We start from the raw sequence: 11,401 nt of genomic DNA on the forward strand, positions 1-11,401 counted from the left end.
GAAAATTGCTTAAGATATCAAGAATGCGCAATCCGCGAATTAAACTCTGATTTCCACTTGGCTTTTCACTTGTCATATTACCTATCCTTTCGAGTAAATTTTTTATTAATGCCAGCATTATAATAATATCATTTTACATATTGAAATTTTATTTCCATACATTGTGATCAAGATCACAAATTCCAAAAATAGTATATAACTCAATGATTTTAATAGACTTATTATTTCATGCATTTATTGACATTATAGTGTTGAGATCTTAAATTATGAAATGCAAATCCACCATATGAAATATAGAGGTATCCATGAGAGTTTCTTACCATGAATTAAAAGCCGAATTTAAACGTATTTTGCTTTCACGTCACATGCGTGAAGATATCGCCGAAGATTGTGCCGGTTTATTTGCCGATACGACTCAAGCAGGTGCATATTCACACGGGGTAAATCGTTTTCCTCGTTTTATTCAGCAGCTGGAAAACGGGGATATCGTGCCTGAAGCCGAGCCAACCAAAGTACTTTCTTTAGGTGCTATTGAACAATGGGATGCACATCAAGCAATTGGTAATCTAACAGCCAAAAAAATGATGGATCGTGCAATGGAAATCGCCCAACAGCATGGTATCGGCGTGGTCGCCTTGCGTAATGCGAATCACTGGATGCGTGGCGGTAGTTACGGATGGCAAGCGGCAGAAAAAGGCTACATTGGTATTTGTTGGACAAATGCGTTAGCCGTGATGCCACCTTGGGGGGCGAAAGAATGCCGTATCGGTACCAACCCACTAATTATTGCCATTCCGACAAGCCCAATAACGATGGTAGATATGTCTTGTTCCATGTATTCCTACGGTATGCTTGAAGTTCATCGCTTGGCGGGTCGTCAAACTTTTGTGGATGCCGGTTTTGATGATGAGGGAAATTTAACCCGTGATCCGGCAACGGTAGAAAAAAACCGCCGTCTACTACCAATGGGATTCTGGAAAGGATCAGGTTTGTCTATTGTATTGGATATGATTGCAACATTACTCTCTAATGGTGAATCTACCGCAGCAGTAACAGAAGATAAAGATGATGAATACTGCGTTTCTCAAGTATTTATTGCGATCGAAGTGGATCGTTTAATTGACGGAGCAACTAAAGATGCCAAACTTCAACGCATTATAGAATATGTGAAAACTGCCGAGCGAGCCGATCCAAATATCGAAGTCCGCTTACCGGGTCATGAATTCACAGCTATCCTGGCTGACAATAAAGCAAACGGTATTCCGGTAGATGATACGGTTTGGGCAAAATTAAAATCACTGTAGCCGTGTTGGTGTTGTGATTCTTTACATCACCGATACATAAAAAGTGCGGTCAATTTTTACTGAGTTTCATAAACGAGGTATCTATGTTTTTTGGACATATATCTAAAGTTAATAAGAAAGAATATCCTGTGGCGATCCAAACCGCCTTGGATTATTTGGCTTCGACTCATTTCGATAGTATGGAAACAGGACGTTATCCTATTAAAGGTGATCTAATCTATGCGCAAGTATTAGATTTAGAAACAAAAGACAAATCTGATATTTTACCGGAAGTTCACCGTCAATATCTTGATGTGCAATATCTCCATTCCGGCAAAGAGCGGATTGGCGTTGCCTCAGATTTAGGTAATAACCCGATTGCAAAAGATTATGATACAGAGCGTGATATTTTATTCTATACCGATATGCAGAATGAAGTAGAACTGATCATGCGTCCGGGCAATTTTGCTGTCTTTTTTCCTGAAGATATTCATCGCCCCGCTTCTATGGATGGTCAATCGGAAAAAATACGTAAAGTCGTCGTAAAAATTGCCATTAGTGAACTTTAGGAGCGAATGATGAAATCTCTCGCGATTTATACCGGTAAGCTACTTGAAGTGTTAGTAGTAACTATACTCAGCATAATGTCTTGCTTAGTCTTTCTTAACGTAATTTTACGCTACGGTTTCAACAGTAGTATTAACATTACTGAAGAAGTTTCCCGCTATTTATTTGTATGGCTAACATTCTTAGGGGCAATACTAGCCTTTAGTGAGAACCAACATGTTAGCGTTACTATGCTTACCGAACGTTTATCCATCAAAAAACGTAAAATCCTTTCTCTTTTTACCGATGTATTAATGTTTTTCTGCTGTTATTTAATCGTAAAAGGGAGTTGGGTTCAATTTCAATTAAATATCAATAATATCGCCCCCATCTCCGGCATTCCAACCGGTATCACTTATCTCGCCAGTGTTATCGCCGGCGTATTATTCGGAATGTTAATCTTGGTGCGTTTTATGTCCACGTTAATCCTTTTAATTAAAGGAGAAGAGCAATGACCGTCGTAATTTTCCTTTCCGTTTTACTAGGTTCAATTATGCTCGGTATTCCCGTTGCGTTTTCGTTGTTGGTGTGCGGTATCGCTTTAATGGTGCATTTGGATTTATTTGACGCCCAAATTCTTGCCCAACAAATCGTTAGCGGTGCAGACAGTTTTTCTTTAATGGCAATTCCATTCTTCATTCTTGCCGGTGAAATTATGAATGAAGGCGGTTTATCCAAACGCATTATTGATTTACCGATGAAACTGGTCGGTCATAAACGCGGCGGGCTAGGGTTTGTTGCCATTCTTGCCGCAATGATTATGGCAAGCCTTTCCGGTTCTGCGGTAGCGGATACTGCGGCCGTTGCCGCAATGTTATTACCGATGATGAAAACCACAGGCTATCCGATAGACAAATCAGCAGGCTTAATCGGCACAGCGGGGATTATTGCACCAATTATTCCGCCGTCAATTCCATTTATCATCTTTGGCGTTGCAAGCGGCGTGTCTATCACTAAATTATTTTTAGCCGGTATCTTCCCCGGTATTTTGATGGGGGTATGCCTCGCAACACTATGGTGGTGGCAGGCAAAACGCTTGGATTTAATGACCTTTTCTAAAGCAACTCGGGAAGACCTCTGTATTTCTTTCAAAAACAGTATCTGGGCACTTATGTTACCGGTCATTATTATCGGTGGATTCCGTTCCGGTATGTTTACTCCAACCGAAGCGGGGGCGGTAGCGGCATTCTACGCCTTATTCGTTTCACTGTTTATTTATCGCGAGTTAAAACTAAAAGATCTCTATCCTGTCATTTTAGCCGCAGCGAAAACAACGGCAGTTGTTATGTTCTTAGTTGCCGCCGCAAACGTCACCGGTTGGTTAATTACCATTGCTGAACTTCCTCAAGCGATGACAGAATTGTTAGAACCGCTCATTGATAATCCGACAATGCTATTAATCATCATTATGATTGCCGTATTTGTTATTGGTATGGTAATGGATTTAACGCCAACCGTATTAATACTAACTCCAGTATTAATGCCGTTAGTTGAGGAAGCCGGAATTGATCCTGTATATTTCGGTGTACTGTTTATCCTGAACACCTCTATCGGATTAATTACACCGCCCGTAGGCAATGTACTCAATGTGATTACCGGCGTATCAAAATTACCTTTTGAACAGTCCTCAAAGGGAATCCTACCTTATTTGTTAATGATGATAGCGTTACTATTCATTTTTATCTTCGTCCCATCATTAATTACCGAGCCTCTGAATTGGATGTCGGCATAAAATGAGAATAAGGCTGTCGTGAATTGCTTTATATTGCAGCACTGAAAAACGCTTAATTTATATAGGAGAAACAATATGAAATTTTTCAATCTAAAAACCTTAATCGCATTGACGGCGGGGATGGCTATATTTGCCGGCAGTGCAAGTGCCTCAACGACACTACGTTTCGGCTATGAAGCACCACGCAGTGATACTCAACATATCGCAGCCAAAAAATTCAATGAATTATTAAAAGAAAAAACAAAAGGCGAGCTTAAACTCAGCCTTTTTCCGGATAGCACATTAGGTAATGCACAAACTATGATCAGTGCTGTACGTGGTGGTACAATTGATTTGGAAATGTCCGGTTCACCGAACTTTACTGGCTTAGAGCCGAAATTAAACGTAATTGATATTCCATTTATTTTTAAAGATCGCCAACACGTCTATAAAGTGCTGGATGGTGAAATCGGTCAAGGCTTATTAAAAGATCTTGAAGTACAAGGATTAAAAGGACTGGCTTTTTGGGATGTGGGTTTCCGTGCATTTTCCAACTCCAAACATCCGATTAATAAACCGGAAGATATTAAAGGATTAAAAATACGTACTAATCAAAACCCAATGTATATTCAAGCATTTAGTTTATTGGGCGGTAATCCTGTACCAATGCCATTATCAGAACTTTACACCGCACTTGAAACTCGCGCCGTAGATGCCCAAGAGCATCCAATCGGTATTTTCTGGTCGGTGAAACTTTACGAAGTACAAAAATACTTAAGTTTAACTAATCACGGCTATACTCCACTCATCGTAGTAATGAACAAAGCTAAATTCGACAGCTTATCGCCTGAATTGCAGCAAGCAATTTTAGATTCAGCCAAAGAAGCGGGACAGTATCAACGCGATCTGAATGTACAAAACGAAAAAGACATCGTGGAAAAATTACGTAAAGCCGGTATCGAAGTGATTGATAAAGTAGATAATGCACCATTCAAAGCAGTAATTGAAGCAAATGTGCGTAAATCTTTCGTTGAAAAACATGGTGATGATTTAGTTAATAAAATTGATGCATTGGCTCAATAATCCCTATCTTAAAGTTTAATATTAATTCCAGTGTGATGCCGTTTTCTGTTTGGGCATCACACTGACGCTAAATTTTAAAACTATTGAAAAAACAACCGCACTTTTCTACACGTAAATAAGTACGAGTTGGATTTATATTTGTTACTTATTCCTCAAATGGAGGAAATATGACTTCAAACACACAACCGATATTAAGTATGCAGCATATTATTAAGCGCTTTGGTGGAAACATTGCGGTTAATGATGTTAGTCTTGATATTCATAAAGGGGAGATTGTGGCGCTATTGGGTGAAAATGGTGCCGGAAAATCTACCTTAATCAAAATTTTGGCTGGTATCCACCATTGTGATGAAGGTGAAATTTTATTCAATAATCAGAAAATTCAATCCGCACAATCTCTTTCTAATTCTAATAAACAGCCTATCGCTTTTATCCATCAGGATCTCGGTTTAATCGAGTGGATGACTATTGCAGAAAATATGGCATTTGTTATGGGATTTCCACGCTGTTTCGGTTTGATTGATTGGGTAAAAATCCACAAACAGGCCCAGCAGGCATTGGATTATGTCGGCATTAAATTATCTGCTGATACTCGCGTCTTTGATCTCAGCAGAACAGAAAAAGCGCTGCTTGCCATTGCCCGAGCAATTGCAGTCAATGCCGAAGTTTTAATTTTAGACGAACCGACCGCCTCTCTGCCGGCAAGCGATGTAGAGCATTTATTTGTTGTATTAAACCGTTTACGGGAACAAGGTGTGGGCATGGTGTATGTAACCCATCGTTTAGATGAGGTTATTGCCATATCTGATCGTATTTTAGTAATGCGAGATGGCTTTACTGTCGCAGAAGGTGCAACAAAAGACTATGACGTTAAAGACTTGGTAAAAGCCATTGTTGGCGAGGAAAGTCGTGGTAAACAACGCGTTCCTCTCCCTGAAAATACTGATGAAATTCTACGATTAGATAACGTAGTTGTCGGTGATACCGGCCCGGTATCCTTTAATTTACATAAAGGAGAAATGATTGCATTAGCCGGGTTACGCGGTGCAGGTCAGGAAGAAATCGGTCGTTTGCTGTTCGGATTACGCAATTTAGATCAAGGTTCAATTTATTTGGATAATAAACCTTATCTGGCAGACTCTCCACAAGATGCGATTTATAAAGGCATCTCTCTGGTTGCCGGTGATCGTACTCACGAAAGTGTCTTTATGAACAGAACGACAACTGAAAATCTGTTTATTAATCCGGTTTTAAGCGGTCACTCTCCACTCGAATGGTATAAACGCAAAGACGAGTTAAGTGATAGTTGGTTCAAATTCCAATTATTCGATATTCGTCCGAAGAACCTATTTATTGATGCCAGCGCATTATCTGGAGGTAATCAACAAAAAATTGTATTGGCACGTTGGATACATCTAAATACGCCAATCCTAATTTTAGAAGACCCAACAGCCGGAGTCGATGTAGGTGCCCGTGCAGAAATTTACGATTTACTCAATAAAGCGCTTGGTGAAGGCATTGCAATTATCGTGATTTCCACTGACTTTGAAGAAATTGCTCATTTATGTAATCGGGCTCTAGTATTTAACCGTGGTGATATTACCGGCGAATTAAAAAACGAACAAATTACGTTTGCTAATTTACTTGCATTGGCTTCGGATTCCCAATCTAAAGCCACATAAAAATAAATTCAGGGTGAGAATTTTCCCGTTCAATCCTCTTATATTTTCTTTGGAGGCTGTATGGCTCAAACTAATATAAAATCGACCGCACTTGAACAACCAGTATCCATTTCCCGTGATGGCGTTATGGCGTGGTTTACACAAATGCTCACTCGTTATGGATTACTCTGGCTTTGTGTGTTGTTAGTGATTATTTTCTCACTTACTACCAATTCTTTTGCGTCGATGCTCACTTTAAACGCTATTTTGGAAAGTAAATCCAAAATTGCCTTACTTGCATTAGCCGCGACAACAACGATGATTGTCGGGAAAATCGACTTAAACGTGGGTTTCGGCATCGTGCTATGGCATATTTTGGTCATCACTTTACAAGTACAATTCGGTTTTTCTTGGCCTGTAGCTATTCTGATCGTGTTAGCCATTGCCGCCCTCTACGGTTTGTTAAATGGTGTTTTGGTCGCCTTAGCCGATATTGACAGTTTTGTGGCAACACTCGGCTCTGGCACTGTATTGTATGCCGTGGCATTATGGCACTCGGGTGGACGACAAATTGTCGGAGATCTACCAGACGGCTTTATTGCACTAAACAGCACTGAAATTTTTGGAATTCCTATTTCCGCATTCTACGTATTAATCATCGCCGTTATTATGTGGCTTATCACAGAACATACACCAACCGGACGCTGTATGTATGCGGTAGGGGCAAATCCAACAGCAGCACGTCTCAATGGAATTAATATCAAAAAATATACGATTGTCCCTTTCGTTGTATCCAGTGTTCTCACCGCATTTACCGGCGTACTGATCTCTGCACAACAAGGAGTTGGTCAAGCGAGTGTGGGAATGGACTACCTATTACCAGCCTTAGTTGGTGCTTTTTTAGGGAGTACTACTATCCGTCCAGGCCGAATTAATGTGTGGGGAACGGTTGTCGGTATCGCAATACTCGCAATTGGTATTTCAGGTATTCAGCAATTTGGTGGCGCATTCTGGGTTGAACCATTATTTAATGGCACAACACTCTTGTTATCCATCACTATTGCAGGCTATGCACAACGTAAACGCTTGCTTAACCAAAAATCCATCCAAAAGAAAGTGTCTAACTAACTCAAGAGGAGCTCTCTATGAAACATTTTTTTCGTCAAACCTTAACTGCAGTCGCTACACTTGCTGCAATTTTTTTCACAAACAACGCATTAGCTAATGATCCCTTCGTTGAAAATGCTAAAAAACAAGTAGCTGCAGCAACCGCAAAACAGGAAAAGTGGGATGGTCCGACAACAGGTCCTCAACTACAACAAGGTAAAAGCATTATCTTTATCGCATCTGATATGAAAAACGGTGGTGTTTTAGGAGTAATTGACGGTATGAAAGAAGCCTCAAACGTTGCCGGTTGGAAATTTGATGTATTGGATGGTGCAGGTACAGTAAATAACCAATTAGCCGCATTAAATCAAGCCATTGCAAAAAAACCGGATGCTATTGTCATTGGTGGTTGGAATCCAAACGTAGCAAAAATTCCACTACAAAAAGCAAATAAAAATGGCATTACCTTAGTGGCATGGCACGCCTCTCCACAACCCGGTCCTGATGACAAATACAATATTTTCTATAATGTAACGTCTGACTCTGATGAAATCGCCAGACTTTCTGCTCTACAAGCAGTAGCAAAATCTGATGGAAAAGCAAAAGTCGTGATTCTGACCGATTCATTATATGAAATCGCTTTGCGTAAAGCTAATGTGATGAAAGAGGTTATTGAAAAATGTCGAGACTGTAACGTATTAGAATTTATCGATACACCGTTAGCAGACACCTCTAGCCGTATGCCTAGCCTAACGTTCAGTCTATTGCAAAAATATGGTGATGACTTGCAATATACATTAGCAATCAACGACTTATATTTTGATTTTATGTCACCTTCATTACGTTCCGCCAATAAAGGGGAAATGCCATATAACATTTCTGCCGGAGATGGTTCCGTGACAGCTTATCAACGTATTCGTAATAATGATAAACAGTTCGCTACTGTACCGGAACCACTTAATTTACACGGTTGGCAATTGGTTGATGAATTAAACCGTGCCTTCTCTAAAGAAAAACCATCCGGTTATATCACACCGGCACATCTTGTTATTCAAGAAAATGTCGCTTTTGACGGTGGTGATAAAAATCTTTATGACCCACAAAACGGTTATAAAGAAGCTTATAAAACCATTTGGGGTGTGAAATAAAGAAAAGTTGTTCAATAGAAGGGAATAATCCTAAATAAAATGGGATGAGGATAAAGTGCGGTCAAAAATCGTTGTGTTTTTCTATATCCTCCCCTTCTGCTTTACAGATAAAAACCGTTAGGAACAATATATATGGCAATATTTACAACTGAAATTTATGACGAACGTTTCTACACTTTAGTTGGCACGAAATTCCAACTGGATGAGCTTTTTTCTAATGCAGTCTGGGCAGAAGGCCCGGTTTGGTTACCTCAACAACAAACGGTCATTTTTAGTGATGTGAAAGGTAACACCCTGTATCGTTGGACAAAACAAAACGGTACACAAGTATTACGTTCACCGTCTTATTTCGCTAACGGTAATACCCTTGATATGGAAGGAAATCTGATTACTTGCGAACATGGCAGACGGGCAATCAGTAAAACCGATAAACAAGGTAATGTACAAATTTTAGTAGATAAGCTGGAAGGAAAACGTTTCAATTCCCCAAATGATCTTGTCGTAAAATCCGATGGTACAATTTGGTTTACTGATCCACCATACGGTATTTTAAGTGATTCAGAGGGAAAAAAATCACCAAGTGAAATTATCGGTTGCTATGTTTATTGTTACGATCCTAAAACAGATGAAATCAATATTGCTACTTTTAATGTAATGCGTCCGAACGGTTTAGCATTCTCGCAGGATGAAAAACAACTCTTTGTTGCAGATATGTCCGTTGTTGAATTTGAAAAAGAAGGATTGCATCATTTAGTCGTTTTTGATGTGGAAGGAAAACGTTTAAAAAACCGCCGTAATGTAGCAGAAATTAATCCGGGTATTCCGGATGGTTTACAAATTGACAAACAGGGAGTTATATATTGCAGCTGTGAAAGCGGAATTCTCGTTTTATTATCGGATGGAACGTATTTAGGGCGTTTTATTGTAGGTAAAACTACTTCAAACTGCACTTTTGGGGATAATCAAAAAACGTTGTTTATCACCTCAAGCAACAGCTTATACAAACTAACTATTGAATAATAAGGAATCAGCATGAATTATTATCTTGGCATCGATTGTGGGGGAACATTTATTAAAGCCGCGTTATTCGATCAACAGGGCAAGATGTCCGCTTGCATGCGTAAAAGTGTTGAAGTCATCAGTGAAAAAGCAGGCTATGCAGAACGAGATATGCCACAATTATGGTTGATTTGTGCTGAAGTCATACGCCAAACAATAAGAGAAAGCAAGGTTACCCCAAAGCAGATTAAAGGTGTCGGAATTTCCGCCCAAGGAAAAGGTGCATTTTTATTAGATAAACAAAAAAAGCCACTTGGTAGAGCAATCCTATCTTCCGATCAACGCTCGTTAAATATCGTGCGTCAATGGCAGCAAGAAGGGATACCAGAAAAACTCTACCCGATCACTCGACAAACTTTATGGACTGGGCATCCTGTTTCCATTTTACGTTGGATAAAAGAAAATGAGCCTGAACGCTATGCAAAAATCGGTTCAATATTGATGTCACACGATTATCTTCGCTTTTGTTTAACCGGTGAGTTACATTGCGAAGAAACTAATATTTCCGAGTCCAATTTATATAATATGGAAAGCGGTAAATATGAAAATGAACTTGCAGAAATTCTTGGACTATCCGGAATTCTTGAGAAAATGCCACCTATTATCGCACCAGATCAAGTTGCAGGTTATGTGACCTCTGAAGCAGCCAAATTATCAGGCTTAATGGAAGGTACACCTGTAGTAGGCGGATTATTTGATGTCATTTCTACCGCACTTTGTGCCGGATTGGATGATGAGAAAAAACTTAATGTGGTTTTAGGTACTTGGTCGGTAGTCAGCGGTGTTACGGCTCATATTGACCAAAATCAAACTATCCCTTTCGTTTACGGACGCTATGCGGAAAAAGGGAAATTCTTGGTACATGAAGCCAGCCCAACATCCGCCGGTAACCTAGAATGGTTTATCAAGCAATGGAATTTAGATTATCATCAAATTAATAAAGGTATTGAACAATTGCCAGCAGCCTCAAGCTCCGTACTATTTGTTCCTTTTCTATACGGTTCTAATGCAGGGCTCGGAATGCAAGCAGGATTCTACGGCATACAATCTCACCATACTCAAATGCACCTGATGCAAGCAGTCTATGAAGGTGTACTATTCAGTACAATGTATCATTTAAAGCGAATGTTACAGCGCTTTCCTGATGTCAATGTTATCAGAGTTACCGGTGGACCAACAAAGTCGAATGTATGGTTACAAATGCTGGCTGATTTAACCGGAATGATGTTAGAAATCCCCGCAACGGAGGAAACGGGTTGTTTAGGTGCAGCGCTAATGGCAATGCAAAGTACGGAAGAAACGCCAATTAAACTGGCTGACAACATGCAGAAAATTTATCCCAATACCGATAACTATCGGTCGTATCAGGAAAAATATGCTAACTATGTCCGTTTGGTTGAGGCATTCAAAACATTGTCCTAATCTATACGATAAATAAATTAGGAGTAGATGAAAATGCGACTAAAAAACTGAAGGATTTACTAGGATAAATATTATCTGCGAAAACAAAGAAATGTATAGAGCCTAACAACCCCGTTAGGCTTTTCTTTTTAGAAAAGAACACATTTCGTTGATATTTTATAAATCTGTTAAATCTTTAATTTTAGGAATTAGATATATGGGTCAGTCCAACTATTCCTAATCACGATCTTTTAATTGGTCTGTAAATTACAGGTATAAAAAAAGCCGCTTACTGCGACTATATTCTACTATGAGTAATTCAATGGTGCCCGAAGCCAGACT

The 11,401-nt window shown here is 39.5% G+C and carries 10 protein-coding genes; all 10 read left to right on the plus strand.

All coding sequences use genetic code 11. The annotated features are described in order from the left end of the window. Positions 1–305: 305 nt before the first annotated feature. The 10 genes from yiaK to BKK47_RS11445 all read left to right on the plus strand — a co-directional run bounded on the left by yiaK (position 306) and on the right by BKK47_RS11445 (position 11,080). On the plus strand, positions 306–1,304 hold the full coding sequence (gene yiaK, locus BKK47_RS11400) for a 3-dehydro-L-gulonate 2-dehydrogenase (RefSeq protein ID WP_077494944.1): 999 nt from the start codon (positions 306–308) through the stop codon (positions 1,302–1,304). Positions 1,305–1,387: 83 nt separating this feature from the next. Continuing rightward, entirely contained in the window at positions 1,388–1,852 is a 465-nt protein-coding gene (locus BKK47_RS11405; protein WP_077494945.1) for a NanQ anomerase/TabA/YiaL family protein, read from the plus strand. 9 nt (positions 1,853–1,861) lie between these two features. Next, positions 1,862–2,344, plus strand: a complete 483-nt coding sequence (locus BKK47_RS11410; protein ID WP_077494946.1) for a TRAP transporter small permease — start codon at positions 1,862–1,864, stop codon at positions 2,342–2,344. Next, positions 2,341–3,621: a TRAP transporter large permease subunit gene (locus BKK47_RS11415; protein ID WP_077494947.1), complete on the plus strand. Its 1,281-nt coding sequence runs from the start codon at positions 2,341–2,343 to the stop codon at positions 3,619–3,621. Before BKK47_RS11410 ends, BKK47_RS11415 begins: the two co-directional genes overlap by 4 nt. Positions 3,622–3,696: 75 nt before the next feature. Then, entirely contained in the window at positions 3,697–4,683 is a 987-nt protein-coding gene (locus tag BKK47_RS11420) for a TRAP transporter substrate-binding protein (protein ID WP_077494948.1), read from the plus strand. A 167-nt stretch (positions 4,684–4,850) separates the two neighbouring features. Next, positions 4,851–6,365 carry a sugar ABC transporter ATP-binding protein gene (locus BKK47_RS11425; protein WP_077494949.1) on the plus strand — a complete coding sequence of 505 codons (1,515 nt, stop codon included), beginning with the start codon at positions 4,851–4,853 and terminating at the stop codon, positions 6,363–6,365. 60 nt (positions 6,366–6,425) lie between these two features. Then, complete coding sequence (locus BKK47_RS11430) at positions 6,426–7,472, plus strand: ABC transporter permease (RefSeq protein ID WP_077494950.1); 1,047 nt, start codon at positions 6,426–6,428, stop codon at positions 7,470–7,472. Positions 7,473–7,489: 17 nt separating this feature from the next. Next, positions 7,490–8,599 (plus strand): ABC transporter substrate-binding protein, encoded by a 1,110-nt coding sequence (locus BKK47_RS11435; RefSeq protein ID WP_077494951.1) that lies wholly within the window; start codon positions 7,490–7,492, stop codon positions 8,597–8,599. A 132-nt stretch (positions 8,600–8,731) separates the two neighbouring features. Beyond that, the gene (locus BKK47_RS11440; RefSeq protein WP_077494952.1) at positions 8,732–9,619 is read left to right on the plus strand and encodes an SMP-30/gluconolactonase/LRE family protein; all 888 of its coding nucleotides are present in this window, start codon (positions 8,732–8,734) and stop codon (positions 9,617–9,619) included. 12 nt (positions 9,620–9,631) lie between these two features. After that, positions 9,632–11,080, plus strand: a complete 1,449-nt coding sequence (locus tag BKK47_RS11445; protein ID WP_077494953.1) for an FGGY-family carbohydrate kinase — start codon at positions 9,632–9,634, stop codon at positions 11,078–11,080. Positions 11,081–11,401: the final 321 nt, after the last annotated feature.

This window comes from Rodentibacter mrazii (assembly GCF_001998825.1).
Classification (GTDB): domain Bacteria; phylum Pseudomonadota; class Gammaproteobacteria; order Enterobacterales; family Pasteurellaceae; genus Rodentibacter; species Rodentibacter mrazii.